Below are 18138 nucleotides of genomic sequence, written 5' to 3'. Positions count from 1 at the left end.
CCTTATTATGGCCACACTCCCACACCCTTGAGTAACGCCCTTAGACCTGCAAAGGTTAAAATGCCAAGCAACACCCATTTGATACTCTTTGGTTTTGCCTTAACTAATAGTTTAACCCCAACCATAGAGCCAAGCATTATTCCTACAACAGAGGGAACAACAATCATAGGTAAAACTGCTCCCTCATTAAGATATATCCAGGCGGCAGAGGTATCGGTAATTGAAAGCAAAAATTTACTTGTCCCAACCGCGATTTTCAAAGGAGCACCCATGAGCAGATTTAATACTGGAACATTAGCCCAACCTGCTCCCAGCCCAAACATACCGGCCATAATACCAATAAGAACAAATAAAGCTAATCCTTGAGGTGTTCTATGAATGCACCATTGGACATCTTTTCCTAATGATTCTTCCCGATAAATCCCCATAATAGCCAGAGATTGAGATAATTTATCTGGTTTGGGAACATTTGGAAAATCAGACTTTTTTGCCAACCCCATAATAATCACAATAAATATAATAGTTATACCAAGCAGTGTCTGGATGATATTTGTGGGAATAGCCAGTCCAACTATTGCCCCGACTATTGCCGAAGTAGAGGCAATTAATGCTACAGGTAATGCCAACCGTAGATTAGCTAAATTCCTTTTTAAAAGACCTGGTCCTGCTGCCAAAGCACCAGAAAGAGCAACAAATAATCCTGCTCCTCTCACAAAGTCAAGATGAAAAGGGAAAAAACCACCAATAATTGGTACATAAAGTACCCCTCCTCCAACCCCACCCAGCACCGCCAGTATGCCTAAAATGAATGTAACCAAAAAAAGGACTAATGGCCAGACCCACCAGACCACCTGTGGACCTGAAACAGTAGGGGCAGAAGTTCCTTGAGAGGCAAATGCAGGCACGATAATTAAATTTAAAAAGAGTATGGGTAGGATTAATTTTTTCAGTTTTTGCGATAACATCTGTTTATTCCTTTATAGTAGTTATTAACGAAAACCGGACATAGGAAATAATACCGAGCAATAAAAGATAAACTTGTTTGCCCTCAAATTAATTTGCTCTATGTCAAATTTTCATTAATAAGTGCTTTATTAGTTGGTTAATGGTATAAAATCAGGCTTATCTGCCCTCTAAAATTTAGCTTGTCCTATGTGTCCACCTCGTTGGTATGAAGAACGAGCCCCACTTTGAACCTTTTCTACTTTTTTGCGAAGTTCTTTTAAGAAAGATAAGGCATTATCCTTGTTGGCATCTTCACAGATACCTATCAGTTGAATAATCTCCTCCGGTAAAAGAATAACGCTTGTGTCTTTTATCTCCATACCTGCGGCACCCCAAAAAACACTTGATATTTAAACGACTTAGATATAAAATATTACTATAAAATTTCCTGTGTGTCAATTTCTAAAATTTTATGTAGAGATAATTTTTCTTTATAAAACATATTGATGTAAATAAGGAAGTAATTATGAAGAAGGGTAGTAAGGGGTAATTTGTTATGTTAGACCGTTTTTCCTTAAGGACATTTTATACACTATCAAATGAAAAGAGCTTTTCTAATACCGCTAATATTTTATGTCTAAGTCAGCCGGCGGTTAGTCATCAAATTCATATCCTAGAGGAAGCTTTGGAGGCAAGATTATTTGACCGTATAAAGGGTGAAGTTAGCCTGACACCGGCAGGAGAGATTCTTTTTAAATATGCCCGGGATATTTTAAACCTTTATCAAAAGGCAGAAAAGGAAATAGCGGATTTAACTCAAACCTCTCATGGCAGATTAGTGATTGGTGCATCTACTACCATTGGTCAGTATCTTTTACCTACTATATTGGGTAAATTTAAAGACCTATACCCCAAATTTGAGATTTTTCTTACCAATGCCAATACAAAAGAGATAACCTCCCAACTTTTAAATAATTTAATCGATTTAGGCTTGGTTGAAGGACCGGTAAGCCATAGGGACATCCTGGTTGAGAAGTTTATTGAAGATGAATTAGTCGTTATTGCCTCTGTAAAACACCACTGGCAAGAAGAAAAGGAAATAGAACAAGATGAGTTTAAGAAGGAACCGATTATCTTCCGTGAACAAGGTTCTGGAACTCGAAAGGTGATAGAAGAGATATTAGAGAAGGCGGAAATAAAATTGTCTGATTTGAATATCAAGATGGAATTAGGCTCATCAGAGGCAATCAAGTCGGCAGTAGAGACAGGACTTGGCATAGGCATTATCTCACAATGGGCGGTATTAAAAGAAAAGAAACTAAATTCCCTCAAAATACTTCGAATAAAGGGTCTCAGATTCCAAAGAGACTTTACCATCATTTTAAAACATGGGCATTTTAGAACCAAACCTATGGAACAATTCTTGAGTTTCCTCAGTCCAACCTCGAGTAAGGAGCAAGAAGCAAGGAGCAAGGAGCAAGGAGGCAGAGAGTAAGGAACTTGCTTCCTGCTCCCTATTTATCGCCTGAACAAAAAATCTACTCCATAAAGAAAATTTATCTACATATAAAATCTTATAATTTGCCAGATAAAAAAATTTATGCTACTGAATAATATAAATTAATTATCAAATTACTGATTACTGAATCAGCGATAATCTTAAACGCTGACTAAAATTCATGATAAAGGAGGAAAAAGGTATGTCAAAATTAATTGCACCACATGGTGGTGGAAATCTAAAGCCTTTACTACTTCAAGGAGATGAACTCCACGAAGAGCGGAAGAAGGCAAAAACCTTAACCGAGGTTAAAATGAGTTCTCGGGAGACATCTGATTTGATTATGATGGGTATGGGTGCCTTTACCCCATTGGATGGTTTTATGGGTTATGATGACTGGAAGGGTGTTTGCGATGAATATAAGATGACTAACGATCTGTTTTGGCCTATTCCGATTACACTTTCTACAACCAAGGGACAGGCGGATAGTTTGAAAAAGGGTGAAGAGGTTGCCTTGATTGATGAGGAAACCGGCGAATTAATGGGCACAATGAAGGTAACGGAGAAATACACGATTGACAAGGAGCATGAGTGCAGGCAAGTATTCCGGACAACCGACCATGCCCATCCCGGGGTGCATAAGGTTATGACTCAGGAAGAGGTAAATCTTGCCGGACCGGTAAAGGTATTGAATGAACTTCATTACCCGGCTGAATATGGTGATAAATATATGCGTCCTGCACAGACCAGAGCACTTTTTCAGGAAAAAGGCTGGAGCACGGTAGCCGCTCTGCAATTACGAAATCCTATGCATCGGGCACATGAATATCTGGCTAAAATAGCTGTTGAGATTTGCGATGGCGTGTATATTCATCAATTAGTCGGTAAACTCAAAGAAGGGGATATACCCGGAGATGTCCGAGTAAAGGCAATTGACCTGTTAGTGGAAAAGTATTTTGTCAAGGATACCTGTATTCAGGGTGTTTATCCTATGGAGATGCGTTACGGTGGGCCACGCGAGGCATTACTGCATGGGGTTTTTCGTCAGAACTATGGCTGCAGCCATTTACTTGTTGGTCGGGACCACGCCGGAGTCGGTGATTATTACGGTCCTTATGATGCCCAACACATCTTTAATGAAATTCCCAGCGGCTCTCTTTTACTTCAACCGCTTAAGATTGACCTGACTTTCTATTGCCTTAAGTGTGACGGTATGGCGTCAACCAAGACCTGCCCTCACGATAAGGCAGACCGAGTGAATTTGAGTGGCACAATGCTTAGAAAAATGCTGTCCGAAGACGAGAAAATTCCTGACCACTTCAGCCGACCTGAGGTGTTGGAGGTATTAAAGGAGTATTACGCGACATTAGAGGAAAAGGTGGAAATCAAGTTACATAAACATGCGCGGGGAGAGAAATAATCAGGGTTGGGGTGGAAGAAAACACCCTAAACTCCTACTAAAGGGAGGTGATTTAGGGAATTGCGAATTGCGAATTGCGAATTGCGGATTGAAATGAATTAACATTCGACATTAAACATTAAACATTCGAAATTAAAAAGCGAATTGCGGATTGAAATGAATTAACATTCGACATTCGAAATTCGACATTAAACATTAAACATTCGAAATTAAAAAGCGAATTGCGGATTGAAATGAATTAACATTCGACATTAAACATTAAACATTCGAAATTAAAAAGCGAATTGCGGATTGAAATGAATTAACATTCGAAATTCGACATTAAACATTAAACATTCGAAATTAAAAGGAGGTAAAATAAATGCCAAGTTTTGTTATCGCAGAAAAGTGTGATGGGTGTAAAGGGCAGGATAAGACGGCTTGTCAGTATATCTGTCCGAACGATCTGTATAGGTTGAATGAGGAGAAGACTAAGGCTTTCAATCAGGAGCCTGAGCAATGTTGGGAGTGTTACTGCTGTGCCAAGATATGTGCCCAACAGGCTATTGAGATTAGAGCCTATGCAGATATCGTGCCTATGGGAGGTAAAATTATTCCCTTAAGAGGTACGGATTCTATTATGTGGACAGTCCAGTTCAGAAATGGAAATATTAAAAGGTTTAAGTTTCCTATTCGGACGACACCTGAGGGCTCAATTAAACCTTATGAGGGTAAGCCACAACCAACAGAGGCTGACCTTAATAATCTAAACTTGTTCACGGAAGCAGGAAAGACACTTCCTGTTCCGGCAAAGGTATAAGAAAGGAGGCGAAAAATGTCAGTACAAACGAGAGATACTTCACATTTTTGTAAAGAGCCACAGATAGAAGAAATAAAAACCGATATTTTAATTATCGGTGGTGGCATGGCAGCATGCGGAGCGGCATTTGAAGTGAAAAAATGGGCTTCGCCAAATATGAAAATTACCATGGTGGATAAAGCGGCTTTGGAAAGAAGCGGTGCTGTTGCTCAAGGGCTTTCAGCCATCAATACCTACCTTGGAGAGAATACACCTGAGGCTTATGTCAAAATGGTTTCTAATGATCTTATGGGTGTGGTGCGTGATGACCTGATTTATGATGTTGGCAGACATGTTGATGATTCAGTTCATAGATTTGAGGAATGGGGATTGCCGGTCTGGAAAGAACACGGCTCTGAAGATATACCACTTGAAAAGGGTGGCAAGCCTGTCAGAACCGGTAAGTGGCAAATAATGATTAATGGTGAATCATATAAAACCATTGTGGCTGAAGCGGCTAAAACAGCTATTGGTATGGACAATATCTATGAACGGGTTTTTATTGTCAGTTTATTGCTTGATGGTAAGGAAGAAAACAGGATTGCCGGGGCAGTTGGTTTTAGCACAAGAGAGAATAAGATTTATATCTTTAGAGCTAATGCCGTTATTATGGCTTGCGGTGGTGCTGTAAATATATTCAGACCAAGGCAGTCAACCGGTGAAGGTATGGGCAGGGCATGGTATCCTATCTGGAATGCCGGCTCGACATACACTATGGCCGCTCAGGCAGGGGCTGAATTAACCATGATGGAAAACCGATTTGTCCCAGCTCGATTCAAAGATGGGGCAGGACCGGTGGGAGCATGGTTTTTACTGTTTAAGGCAAAGGCAATGAATGCCGCAGGTGAGGATTACAGTGTAAAGAATGCGGCTATGCTTAACGATTATTTGCCGTATGGTGCTTCTAAAGTAACTCCAACATGTCTGAGAAATCATCAGATGCTTAAGGAGTTAAAAGAAGGTAGGGGTCCTATTTATATGGATACTCCAACCGCTATGAAAAACCTCTTTGAATCTTATGGTAATGACAAGAAAAAATGCCGGGAACTTGAATCTGAGGCATGGGAGGATTTCCTTGATATGTGCATTGGACAGGCAGGACATTGGGCAGGTATGAATATTGCTCCTGAGGAAACAATGTCTGAACTTATGCCGACAGAACCCTATTTGCTAGGTTCGCATTCAGGTTGCTGTGGACTCTGGGTTAGTGGTCCTGAGGATATTGCACCGGCAGAATGGCAATGGGGATACAATAGAATGACTACGGTTCAAGGTTTATTTACGGCAGGTGATGGTGTGGGTGCATCAGGACACAAATTCTCATCAGGCTCTCATGTTGAAGGTAGAATTGCCGCTAAATCTGCGGTTAAATTCGTGCTTGACCATAAGGATTTTGTCCAAACTATTACCAAAGACAAAAGGGAATTGGCAGATGAAATTTACCTGCCGTTCATTAATTATGAGGCAAATAAAGGGTATTCGACAGACCCGGAGATTAATCCAAATTATATCAAGCCGAGAATGTTGATGTTTCGGCTTAACAAGATTATGGATGAATATGGTGGTGGTTGTGGAACATGGTATGTAACCGGTAAGACTATGTTGGGAAAGGCGTTGGAACTCCTTGATATACTCAAGGAAGATGCCAGAAAGATGGGGGCTAAGGACCTGCACGAGTTGTTGAGATGCTGGGAGAATTATCACAGAATCTGGACAGCAGAGGCACATCTGCGACATATCTTATTCCGTGAAGAATCAAGGTATCCAGGCTTTTACTACCGTGCAGACTATAACCTGATTGATGATGCGAACTGGAAATGTTTTGTCAATTCCAAGGTAGATACAAAGACAGGTCAATGGACAATGATGAAAAAGGCACATAAGGATTTAGTGTCTAAGTAAGTAATTTTTGGCAGGTGTGAGAGAGGTAACAGTGACAAGTCAGACAAGTCTGACTTGTCTGACTGATAAGAACTGGAGGTAAATTGATGGCTAAGGATATTCTGGTAATTGGTGGTGGAATCAGCGGCATAACCACTGCGGTTGAGGCGGCTGAAACCGGGTATAATGTTATTCTCGTTGAGAAAAACCCATACCTTGGCGGCAGGGTCGCTCAGATGAATCGTTATTTCCCTAAACTCTGTCCACCTTACTGCGGGCTGGAGATAAACCTCCGCCGCATCAGAACAAACAATCGGATTAAATACTTTACCCTCACAGAGGTAGAGAAAATTACCGGCAAGGAAAAGGATTACGAGGTTACCCTGCGGATTCAGCCACGGTTTGTAACACAAAAATGTACTACCTGTGGAGAATGCGCCAAGGTATGTCCTGCCCAGCGACCGGATGAGTTTAATCTTGGGTTGACAGGTACCAAAGCCATTTATCTTCCCCATCAGTTAGCCTTTCCGTATAATTATGTTATTGATGAGAAAGCCTGCATAAAATGTGGCTCTTGCGTTGACGCCTGCAAATATGGAGCGATTGACCTTGAGATGCAGGCAGAAACTAAAAATATCAATGTCGGCTCAATTGTGGTCGCCACCGGCTGGCAGCCTTACGATGCCACACGAATTGATAACCTCGGCTTTGGCAAATATAAGGATGTAATTACCAATATAATGATGGAGCGGTTGGCGGCGCCAACCGGACCCACGCAAGGTAAAATCCTGCGTCCATCTGACCGGAAAGAGCCAAAGAAGGTAGCCTTTGTGCAATGCGCCGGCTCGCGTGATGAAAATCACCTGCCATATTGCTCGGCTGTCTGCTGTCTGGCATCCTTGAAGCAGATTACCTATGTGCGGGAAAATATTCCTGACTCGCAAGCCTACATGTTTTATATTGATGTCCGAACACCCGGCAAGTATGAGGACTTTTTGACAAAGGTATCCGGCGATGAAAAGGTATCTCTGATTAAAGGTAAGGTAGCCTCTGTTGAGGAGGTGTACCACCTCGTTGAGGATGCCAATACTAAGGAATTGATTGTTGAGGCTGAAGACATATTGGCCGGCAAGAAAATCAGGGTAAATGTGGATATGGTGGTTTTAGCCTGCGGCATGCAACCAACGAATGGGTTGTCGGTAAATATTAATGAGGCTTGCCTCGTTCGTGATAAAAATGGATTTATCAATTTTGAGCAGGGCAATGGAATTTATGCGGCTGGTGTAGCCAAAAGACCGGCAGATGTATCCTCATCTGTTCAGGACGCTACCGGAACCGCCTTGAGAGCTATTCAGAGTGTGGTGAGGGGGTAAAAAACTATGGATAAGAAATTAGCCGTCTATATTTGTACAGGCTGTGGGATTGGAGAATCCATTGATATAGAAAAACTCTCAAAGGTGGCAACCGGAAAGTATAAAGCCCTTGTGTGTAAAACTCATCCGTATTTGTGTGGCGAAGAAGGAATTGGAATTATTAATAACGATAGCGAGACGGAGGGAGTAAATACCATAGTCATTGCCGCATGTTCCTCACGGGTGAATCAGGATGTATTCGCCTTTGATACCAATAAAATCATGGAGCGGGTGAATCTGCGTGAACAAGTTATCTGGAGTCAGCCGATAAATAACGAAGATACCCAGATGATGGCAGAAGACTATCTCCGTATGGGTATCATTAAGGCACAAAAGACTGAGGTGTCAATCCCTTATAAACCTGAGGGTGAGATAAGTAGAACTATACTGGTGGTTGGTGGCGGCATTAGCGGTATGACTGCGGCTATTGAGGCAGGTAAAGCCGGTCGACAGGTGGTACTGGTGGAAAAGGAACAGACACTTGGAGGGTTTGCTACTAAGCTTTATAAACAATTCCCCAAGCAACCCCCGTATCAAGAGCTGCAATCACTACCCTATGAAACAATGGTCAAGGAGATAGAGGCAAACCCCAATATTAAGGTCTATACCTCGGCTAAGATTAAGAAAATTGCCGGTGGACCCGGGGTGTTTGATGTAACGCTGGAGCAGGAAGGCAAGCCTTCGCAATTTCGTGTGGGGGCAATCGTTTTAGCCGCCGGCTTTGTGCCGTATGATGCCACGAAACTCTCCCATCTTGGATTTGGCAACTCACCAAATGTGATTACCAATGTCCAAATGGAAGAGATGGCAAAAAAGGGCAAAATTACCAGACCATCTGATGGTAAGGAGGCAATGAATATAGCCTTTATTCAATGTGCCGGCAGTCGTGACCCTGACCATCTTCCCTATTGCTCAACCTTTTGCTGTATGACCTCTCTGAAACAGGCAATTTATGTCCGTGAGCAAAATCAAGATGCTGCGGCTTATATATTTTATAAGGATATGCGAACTATGGGGCAATATGAGGATTTTTATATCCGTGCCCAGGAGGACGAGGGAATATTTTTAACTAAGGGAGAGGTAGTTAATGTCCAGCCGATTGAGGGGAATAATTTAGCCGTTACGGTTGAAAATACCTTGCTTGGAGAAAATATCCGTGTCGAGGCAGATTTGGTTGTTCTGGCAACAGGGATAGTGCCGGCAACAGCGATAAAGGCTTGCCTTGATGAGGCTATAACCGGCGAAGAACCGACGCAGGAAGGAGAGGAATGTAAGGTAGCAGAGGCAGTCGCACCTAACGAGGTTATCATTCGTTCTGACATCTTGAATCTTGACTATCGACAGGGGCCTGAGCTACCGCAGTTAAGGTATGGCTTCCCTGATTCCCACTTCATTTGCTTCCCGTATGAAACCCGTCGCACAGGAATATATGCCGCAGGTTGTGTCCGTCATCCGATGGATATGGGGGCAAGTATGGATGATGCCCGCGGTGCGGCACTTAAGGCTATCCAATGTATTGAACTTATCAGCCAGGGCAAGGCTGTCCATCCAAGGGTAGGGGACGAAAGCTACCCGGAGTTTTTTATGCAAAGATGTACCCAGTGTAAGAGATGCACAGACGAGTGTCCATTTGGTGCTATTAATGAAGACGAAAAATTTAACCCATTGCCCGGTCTGACCAGATGTAGAAGGTGTGGGACTTGTCTTGGTGCCTGCCCGGAACGAATAATCAATTTCAAGAATTATTCCATTGATATAATCTCATCTATGATGAAGGCAATTGAGGTGCCGGAAGAGGACGAGGAAAAACCCAGGATACTGGCTTTTATGTGTGAAAACGATGCGATTCCTGCCCTTGATATGGCTGGTGCTAACCGACTCCTGATTACCCCATATCTTCGGGTTATCCCTGTCCGATGTCTTGGCTCAATAAACCTTGTCTGGATATCCGATGCCCTGTCAAAAGGGATTGATGGAATAATGCTGATAGGGTGTAAGCATGGGGATGATTACCAATGTCATTTTATCAAAGGAAGTGAGCTGGCAAATTATAGGCTGAGTAAGGTTAAAGAGACATTAGATAGACTGAGACTTGAATCTGATCGAGTTAAGATGGTGCAACTTTCGATAAACGAATATGACTTATTGCCTGGGATATTTAAGGAGTTTATGGAAACGATAGAGAAGGTAGGACCGAATCCGTTTAAGGGATTTTAAATCCACAGATTTCACAGATAAAGGATACAAGTCTTATATGTCCTATAAAACCTATATCCTTTATCTGCGGATAAATATGGAGGAAAAAAATGGCGAATATAAAGCCTGACCTAAAATTTGTCAAACAAATAATTTCAGCAGGTGGAAGCTCGCTTAAAAAATGCTACCAATGCGCTACCTGTGCGGTGATATGTAAATTATCCCCGGACAATAACCCATTTCCAAGAAAGGAGATGATTAATGCTCAGTGGGGTCTGAAGGATAAATTAGTCAGCGACCCGGATATCTGGCTTTGCCACCAATGTAGTGACTGCACGGCATATTGCCCAAGAGGAGCCAAGCCGGGTGAGGTAATTGGTGCTATCAGAAAACTCACGATTGCCCATTATGCCTTCCCTAAATTCCTGGCGATGATGGTTGGGCAAATAAAATATCTACCACTCCTTATTGCCTTTCCTGTCCTGGTTCTTCTGGCGGTGCTTGGAGTTAGCGGACATTTGAATATCCCGCAAGGCAAGATAGTTTTTGGTCATTTCCTGCCGCACACCCTTGTAGATGCTATATTTCTTCCAATAGCAATATTGGCAACACTGGCATTTGGAATAGGTGTCCTACGATTCTGGAAGGATTTGCATACACAAGGCGAGAATAAGTGTGTCGGGGTTGGACTTATTCCCTCCATTATCCCGGTGATAATCGAGATATTGACACACAGCAGGTTTAACAAGTGCGAGGTGAACAAAGGAAGATCCCTGGCTCATATAGGTGTATTGTATGGATTTATCGGACTTGCTATTACCACAGCCTTAGCCGTGTTTTACCTGTATATCCTGGGTCAGCATTCACCCTATCCACAATTATCTCCACTAAAACTCATTGGTAATGTTAGTGGGGTAATACTCCTTGTAGGAATTAGTTTGATGGTCATCAACCGACTTAAGGTAAAGAAACAGGCGAGTATTGGCAGTTATTTCGACTGGTTGTTTATTGGTGTCCTTTACGCCGTAGTCTTATCCGGCTTGCTTGCTGAAATTACAAGGTTGGCAGATATGGCTATCCTTGCCTATCCCATTTATTTTATCCACTTAGTATCCGTATTCTTCCTCTTTTTTTACGCCCCATATTCCAAATTAGCCCACTTCGTCTATCGCACCATAGCTTTAGTTTACGCCAGACAAACAAGAAGGGAAGAATAAGAAATACTTATGAACACTTACCTAAAACAGAACTTCCCTCTATCCGTGTCCATAAAATACCCTTTTTGTCTTGTTTTTGTTTCCTTTTAACAGGATCTCTTCACAAATGATAGAGCTTTTACATAAAACAAAGACCCTGTCATCCTCAAGAATACAAACAGTCACCTTAGTTTTAACCAAAGAGAATCTTATTTTGTTGGGTGGTATCTGAGTAACCTGTCCATCAATAGAGATAGTGTTATCATTAGCCACAGTCCTCTCAATCTTCTTGCAAGGTTTTCATAATTAGAATTGTTGACAAAGAACTAAAAGTTACTGTTACACAGCTGGCAAGGGACTTGACTATTGCTTGGAGAAATATATATAATGCCTTATTATTTTATAAAACATATCCAATTTTGTAGACAGTGTCTGCAAAATTGAGTTGGTCTCATTATGTAAGAGGATAATTTAGATGTCTAAAACAATAAATAGCAACTTTACCATCAATGACCTGCCAAAATCTGAAAGGCCAAGGGAACGGCTTCAAAAACACGGAGCAGAGGCACTTTCTTCGCAGGAAATTCTGGCTTTGATACTCGGCAGGGGGATAAAAGGCGAATCAGTAATGGTTACGGCACAGCGGTTATTGAGTGCCTTTGGTAATATTAAAAATATATCAGAGGCTTCCATAGAGGAATTGTCTGCCATAAAAGGAATAGGACCAGCAAAAGCCTCCCAGTTAAAAGCGTCCTTTGAGCTGGCAAAAAGGAAAGATGGGCATGACGGAGAACAGATAGCGGTTAGAAGCCATCAAGATGTTATCAAATTAGTAAAACAACAGCTAAAGGGCAAAAAGAAGGAACAGTTTTTGATACTCTGCTTAGATACAAGAAGCAATCTTATTAAAATAAGCACCATCTCTACAGGCACATTAGATACAAACCTTGTTCATCCGCGTGAGGTTTTTAAGGAGGCAATCCAATCCCTGTCGTCTTCAATAATTTTAATCCATAATCATCCCTCTGGTAATCCTGAGCCGTCAGATGCCGATATAGATATTACCAAAAGAATACTTGAGACAGGCAAAATTGTTGGAATAGATGTGTTAGACCATATTATTGTTGCCGATAATAACTCATTCAGTTTTAAGGAGAAAGATATCTTATGAATCATAATTTTCAGGAGAAGGTTAATTTTATCTGGAGTATTGCGGATCTACTGCGTGGTGATTATAAACAGGCAGAATTTCAGGATGTGATTCTTCCCCTTACTATTCTTAAAAGGCTTGATGATGTCTTAGAGCCAACGAAAGAAAGGGTTTTGGAAAAGAATCAGGAACTCAAGGAGCGAGGCATAGAAAATAAAGACTTAATACTCACAAAGGTCTCTGGCTATCCATTTTACAACATCTCTAAATTTACCTTCCAGAGCTTATTGCAGGATGCTAACAACATCGCTAAAAATCTCAGAGCCTATATTAACAGTTTTAGCCAGAATATGTACAACATATTGGAAAATTTTGAATTTGAAAATGAGATAAAGAAATTAGATGAAGCAAATCTTCTCTATCTGATTATCCAGCGGTTTAACGAAACAAACCTGCATCCAGATATTGTCGCAAACCATGAAATGGGTACAATCTTTGAAGAACTTATCAGGAAATTCAGCGAGCAGTCAAACGAGACAGCCGGTGAACACTTTACCCCGCGTGAAGTTATAAGGTTAATGGTACGATTTCTCATCGCAGGCAACGGCGGATTAAAACAAAAGAATATTATCCGCACTATTTATGACCCGGCTTGCGGCACAGGAGGAATGCTTACTACAGCCAAAGATGACCTTGAACATATAAACCCTACGGCAAAGATCTTTCTTTTTGGCCAGGAACTTAATCCCAAAACATTCGCCATCGCCAAGTCGGACATCTTAATAAAAGGTGAAGAGGCTGATAACATCAAAAAGGGCAATAGCTTTTCAGAAGACCAGCTTGCTGGTGAAACCTATGATTTAATGCTCTCAAATCCGCCTTTTGGTGTTGAATGGAAAAAGGTAGAATCCGATGTCAGGAAGGAGGCTGAGGAACTTGGCTTTGAGGGCAGGTTTGGTGCCGGGCTTCCCCGTATCAGCGACGGCTCATTGTTATTTTTACAGCATATGATCTCCAAAATGAAGCCTGTCCGAGAAAATGGCAGCAGAATAGCCATTGTCTTTAATGGCTCTCCGCTTTTTACAGGCGATGCCGGAAGCGGTGAAAGCGAGATTAGGAAATGGATTATTGAGAATGACTTGCTTGAGGCAATAGTTGGCTTACCTGACCAGTTATTTTATAACACAGGGATTTCTACCTATATCTGGATTGTTACCAACAAAAAATCAACAGAAAGAAAAGGTAAGGTTCAATTGATAGATGCCCGGGAATATTTTGAGAATATGCGAAAGAGCTTAGGGAATAAACGGCATCACATAACAGATGAACAGATGGGTAAGATTGTGGATATTTACAAATCCTTTGAGGAATCAGACAAGAGTAAGATATTCTTAAATGAGACTTTCGGCTATTACAAGATTACGGTTGAAAGACCTTTTCAGCTTAATTTTCAGGCAAGTGCTGAGCGTATCAAGCGGCTGAAGGATGAACAGGCTTTTCTTAAATTGGCAGAAAGCAAGAAGAAGAAAATAGATGAACAGCTTAAGGAGATAGAAGAAGGGAAAAATCTGCAGGAAAGGATTATCATAGCTCTCAAATCTATTGGGGATACAGTGTATAAAAACAGAGATAAATTTCAATCAGTATTGGCTGATGTTTTCAGAGAACGAAACCTTGATGCGGACAAATCCTTGAATAAGGCAATATTAAAAGCCCTTTCAGAGCATGACGAAACAGCAGACATAATCTCTAACAAGCATGGCAACCCTGAGCCAAACCCTGAGTTGCGGGATTATGAGAATGTCCCCCTTAATGAGGATATACACGGATATTTTGAGAAAGAGGTAAAACCCCATCTGCCTGATGCCTGGATTGATGAGAAGAAGACAAGGGTTGGGTACGAAATCAGCTTTACAAAAGAATTTTATAAATATAAACCACTCAGAAGCCTTGAAGAGATTCGCAAAGATATTCTGGTGTTGGAAAAAGAAACAGAAGGGTTATTGATAGAGGTATTAAGATGAACCTTAGAGATTATAAGTCTGGTGCTTACAGACAACAATATCAATATAAAAGTTTTCTACCTGAAAAAATAAATCATTCCTGGATTTGGGATGACCCCAAAATCAATGTCTTATTAGAAAAAGCCACTCAATCATTGGGTGAACTAAACGCATTTTCATTAATAGTCCCGGATGTAGATGTTTTTATTCAAATGCATATTGTCAAAGAAGCACAGGCATCAAGCAAAATTGAAGGTACAAAAACTAACATAGATGAAGCAATAATGGATAAGAGTGTTATAGTTCCTGAAAGAAGAGATGACTGGCAAGAGGTACAAAACTATATAACGGCAATGAAGCATACTATTGGACAACTTGAGAAATTACCATTAAGCAATAGATTATTAAAAGAGATGCATAAAATTTTACTGACCGGGGTTCGTGGGGAACACAAATTACCGGGAGAATTTCGTAGAAGCCAAAACTGGATTGGGGGTTCAAACCCATCAGATGCTGTTTTTGTACCACCAACCCACGATGAAGTGCCTGAACTTATGAGTGATATTGAGAAGTTTTTGCACAACGAAGAGATAGAAGTGCCTCATCTTATTAAAATAGCCATTGCACATTATCAATTTGAGACCGTTCATCCATTTAATGATGGAAATGGTCGCTGCGGCAGAGCAATGATAACATTTTATTTAGTTGCCAATAAACTGCTTAGGAAACCTTCATTGTATTTGTCTGATTTCTTTGAAAAAAACAGAACATCTTATTATGACGCTCTTTCTCATGTACGAGAAACTAACGATCTATCACACTGGATGAAATTTTTCCTAAACGGGATTATATCGACCGCAGAGAAAGGAAAAAAAACATTTCAAGAAACATTAAAACTTAAAAATGATATTGACGCAAAAATAGTGAAACTCAACAGAAAAGCAGAAAAAGGAAGGGAATTTATTTTTTATCTTTATAGTAAACCAATAGTAAGTATTGATGATGTGGTTAATCTTTTTAAGATAACTCCGAGGTCTGCCATTTCTTTGGTTAATGATTTTGAGAAGTTAGGAATATTAAAGGAAGTAACCGGATATAAAAGAAACAAATTGTTTGCTTTTGATGATTATCTAAAATTGTTCCAAAGTAAACTATAGGTTTTTATATTATACTTTGGGGGCGTTAAAGTATAATATGGATTTTTATATTATACTTTAATATATTACGGGTGTTAAGTAAACATGTGTTTGTAAGAAAAAGTGTCAGCAGTGCTGACACAATTGCCTTGGTCAGAAAGGCGGGGACGAAAATAAATGAAGAAATATCCAAAATATAAAGATTCAGGGATTGAATGGTTGGGAGAGATACCAGAGGGGTGGGAAGTGAAGAGGTTGAAGTATGCTACGGAGAACCTCGATAATATTAGGGTTCCATTAAGTGCAGAAGAACGAGGACAAGTGGAAGGTTCTTATCCGTACTATGGAGCAACAGGAATTATAGGCTATGTAAATGATTACCTATTTGATGGAGAATATTTGTTGATTGGTGAAGATGGGGCTCCCTTCTTTCTTGAAAATAAAGATGTAGCATTCACTGCAAAAGGCAAGTTTTGGGTGAATAATCATGCACACATTCTGAAAATCTATGAAAATAGTGATATAAGATTTGTCATGCATTCTCTGAATTGTGTTGATTACGAAAAATATATTACAGGAAGCACAAGAGACAAATTAACTCAATCAGATTTATCTCGTATCATTATTCCATTTCCCCCTTTTTCTGAACAACAATCTATCGCCAACTTCCTTGACCAGAAAACTTCCAAAATTGATGAGCTGATTAAGAAGAATGAAAAGCTGGTAGAGCTTCTGAAAGAAAAACGGCAGGCGATTATCTCTCACGCGGTGACAAAGGGACTTGACCCAAATGTAGAGATGAAGGATTCAGGGGTTGAATGGATTGGCAAGGTGCCGGAGCATTGGGGAGTTTCACCAATAAAAAGAATCGTTGACACACCAGTTACGGACGGACCACATGAAACACCTGAAATCCTTGATGAAGGTGTGCCATTTGTCTCTGCGGAAGCTATTCGGGATAACAAAATTAATTTTGAAAGAAAAAGAGGTTTTATCTCAGAATATGATCATAGAAGATATAGTTTGAAATACCATCCCAAGCGTGATGACATTTATATGATTAAGTCAGGGGCAACAACTGGAAATTTGGCTATTGTTGAAACCGATGAGGAATTTAACATATGGTCACCATTAGCTGTAATTCGTGTGCATCAAAAAAAAGTTGATGCGAGGTTTGTTTTGTCAGCAATGAATTCTAAGGAGTTTCAAACATCGGTGCAGTTGTTTTGGAGTTATGGCACACAACAGAATATTGGCATGAATGTTATCGAAAATCTTTTAATCCCTCTCCCTCCTCTCTCCGAACAACAATTCATCGCCAACTTTCTTGACCAGAAAACTGCCAAGATTGATGATTTAACTCAGAACATCCAATCCCAAATCGAAACCCTCAAAGAATACCGTCAGTCTCTTATCAGCAATGTAGTAACCGGAAAAATTGATGTAAGGAGTGAACATCAATGATAAATAAAATTCCAACAAATGAATATGGCAATTTGTTGCAGGATGTAAAGCAGCGTATCCGTTCGGCACAATATGAAGCTTTGAGAGCGGTCAATAAAGAACTCATCAGCCTCTACTGGGATATTGGTAAGATGATTGTTGACCGTCAAAAGAAGCATGGCTGGGGCAAATCCATAGTAGAAAACCTTGCTAAAGATTTACAGCTTGAATTTCCTGGTGTACAGGGTTATTCCGAAAGAAATATATGGTACATGCGCAATTTCTTTGTGGAATATGAGAACAAGCCAAATCTGCAACCAATGGTTGCAGAAATTGGATGGACACATAATAATATTATTATTATGGCTAAATGTAAAGACGATCTTGAGCGTGAATTCTATATCCGCATGACCAAAAAATTCGGCTGGACAAAGAATGTCCTGATTCACCAAATTGAAAATCAGAGTTATGAAAAAACCTTGCTGGGTCAGACGAATTTCAATAAAGTCCTGCCTGAAAAAATCAAAAATCAGGCAAAACTGGCGGTCAAGGATGAATATACCTTTGATTTTTTGGAATTAGGCGAAGAACATAGAGAGATGGAGCTTGAACGGGCATTGATAGCGAAGGTTAACAAGTTTCTGGTAGAAATGGGTGGGGCATTTGCATTTATGGGCAATCAGTTTCGTCTTGAGATAGAGGGTGAAGAATTTTTCATTGATATTTTACTCTATCACCGCAGGTTAAAATGTCTGGTTGCCATTGAACTGAAAGTCAGAAAGAATTGCCGGCACCAGAGCAGATACGAAAACTTCTTGATGAGGTGGAGCAATGAGTATAATCAACGAAAATGCTTTTGAAGAATCTATTGAACAAATTTTATGTAACAGCAAAATGAAAATGTCCTGTTTTCCGTTAAATAGAAATGTCCTATTTTGTATTAGATAAAAATGATCTTTTATATGGGTTTATTTTAAACTTCCTCCAAGGGTGATCCAATGGAAGAATATGCACCTTTCT

The 18138-nt window shown here is 40.5% G+C and carries 15 protein-coding genes; 12 read left to right on the top strand and 3 right to left on the bottom strand.

What is annotated here, in order from left to right; genetic code table 11:
- Positions 1-5: 5 nt before the first annotated feature.
- Together KJ849_08040 and KJ849_08035 are read right to left on the bottom strand one after the other, a co-directional pair.
- Positions 6-965: a sulfite exporter TauE/SafE family protein gene (locus KJ849_08040; GenBank protein MBU2600508.1), complete on the bottom strand. Its 960-nt coding sequence runs from the start codon at positions 963-965 to the stop codon at positions 6-8.
- A 168-nt stretch (positions 966-1133) separates the two neighbouring features.
- Entirely contained in the window at positions 1134-1325 is a 192-nt protein-coding gene (locus tag KJ849_08035) for a hypothetical protein (GenBank protein MBU2600507.1), read from the bottom strand.
- A gap of 176 nt (positions 1326-1501) precedes the next feature.
- Here KJ849_08035 and KJ849_08030 point away from each other — a divergent pair, with 176 nt between their 5' ends.
- From KJ849_08030 to qmoC, 7 genes are all read left to right on the top strand, one after another.
- Entirely contained in the window at positions 1502-2440 is a 939-nt protein-coding gene (locus tag KJ849_08030; protein ID MBU2600506.1) for a LysR family transcriptional regulator, read from the top strand.
- A gap of 205 nt (positions 2441-2645) precedes the next feature.
- Positions 2646-3863 carry a sulfate adenylyltransferase gene (gene sat, locus KJ849_08025; protein MBU2600505.1) on the top strand — a complete coding sequence of 406 codons (1218 nt, stop codon included), beginning with the start codon at positions 2646-2648 and terminating at the stop codon, positions 3861-3863.
- Positions 3864-4224: 361 nt separating this feature from the next.
- Entirely contained in the window at positions 4225-4662 is a 438-nt protein-coding gene (gene aprB, locus KJ849_08020) for an adenylyl-sulfate reductase subunit beta (protein MBU2600504.1), read from the top strand.
- A gap of 15 nt (positions 4663-4677) precedes the next feature.
- Entirely contained in the window at positions 4678-6603 is a 1926-nt protein-coding gene (gene aprA, locus KJ849_08015; GenBank protein ID MBU2600503.1) for an adenylyl-sulfate reductase subunit alpha, read from the top strand.
- A gap of 83 nt (positions 6604-6686) precedes the next feature.
- Positions 6687-7955, top strand: a complete 1269-nt coding sequence (locus KJ849_08010; protein ID MBU2600502.1) for a CoB--CoM heterodisulfide reductase iron-sulfur subunit A family protein — start codon at positions 6687-6689, stop codon at positions 7953-7955.
- A gap of 6 nt (positions 7956-7961) precedes the next feature.
- Positions 7962-10211 carry a hydrogenase iron-sulfur subunit gene (locus tag KJ849_08005; protein MBU2600501.1) on the top strand — a complete coding sequence of 750 codons (2250 nt, stop codon included), beginning with the start codon at positions 7962-7964 and terminating at the stop codon, positions 10209-10211.
- Between the two features lie 89 nt (positions 10212-10300).
- Positions 10301-11407, top strand: a complete 1107-nt coding sequence (gene qmoC / locus KJ849_08000) for a quinone-interacting membrane-bound oxidoreductase complex subunit QmoC (GenBank protein ID MBU2600500.1) — start codon at positions 10301-10303, stop codon at positions 11405-11407.
- Positions 11408-11446: 39 nt separating this feature from the next.
- Here qmoC and KJ849_07995 read toward each other — a convergent pair whose 3' ends face one another.
- Entirely contained in the window at positions 11447-11659 is a 213-nt protein-coding gene (locus KJ849_07995) for a hypothetical protein (GenBank protein ID MBU2600499.1), read from the bottom strand.
- 214 nt (positions 11660-11873) lie between these two features.
- Here KJ849_07995 and radC point away from each other — a divergent pair, with 214 nt between their 5' ends.
- From radC to KJ849_07970, 5 genes are all read left to right on the top strand, one after another.
- The gene (radC, locus tag KJ849_07990; GenBank protein MBU2600498.1) at positions 11874-12557 is read left to right on the top strand and encodes a DNA repair protein RadC; all 684 of its coding nucleotides are present in this window, start codon (positions 11874-11876) and stop codon (positions 12555-12557) included.
- Positions 12554-14560, top strand: a complete 2007-nt coding sequence (locus KJ849_07985; GenBank protein ID MBU2600497.1) for a type I restriction-modification system subunit M — start codon at positions 12554-12556, stop codon at positions 14558-14560. Before radC ends, KJ849_07985 begins: the two co-directional genes overlap by 4 nt.
- Positions 14557-15696, top strand: a complete 1140-nt coding sequence (locus tag KJ849_07980; protein MBU2600496.1) for a Fic family protein — start codon at positions 14557-14559, stop codon at positions 15694-15696. The genes KJ849_07985 and KJ849_07980 overlap by 4 nt, the downstream gene beginning before the upstream one ends.
- A gap of 156 nt (positions 15697-15852) precedes the next feature.
- Positions 15853-17139, top strand: a complete 1287-nt coding sequence (locus tag KJ849_07975; GenBank protein MBU2600495.1) for a restriction endonuclease subunit S — start codon at positions 15853-15855, stop codon at positions 17137-17139.
- A complete protein-coding gene (locus tag KJ849_07970) occupies positions 17136-17978 on the top strand; it encodes a DUF1016 family protein (GenBank protein MBU2600494.1) in 843 nt (280 codons plus the stop codon). Before KJ849_07975 ends, KJ849_07970 begins: the two co-directional genes overlap by 4 nt.
- Positions 17979-18138 lie beyond the last annotated feature (160 nt).

It is taken from the genome of bacterium (genome assembly GCA_018830565.1).
Taxonomy (GTDB): Bacteria; UBA9089; JAHJRX01; order JAHJRX01; family JAHJRX01; genus JAHJRX01.
Note: the sequence above shows the minus strand (reverse complement) of the source record. Positions and strands in the feature narration are given on the sequence as shown.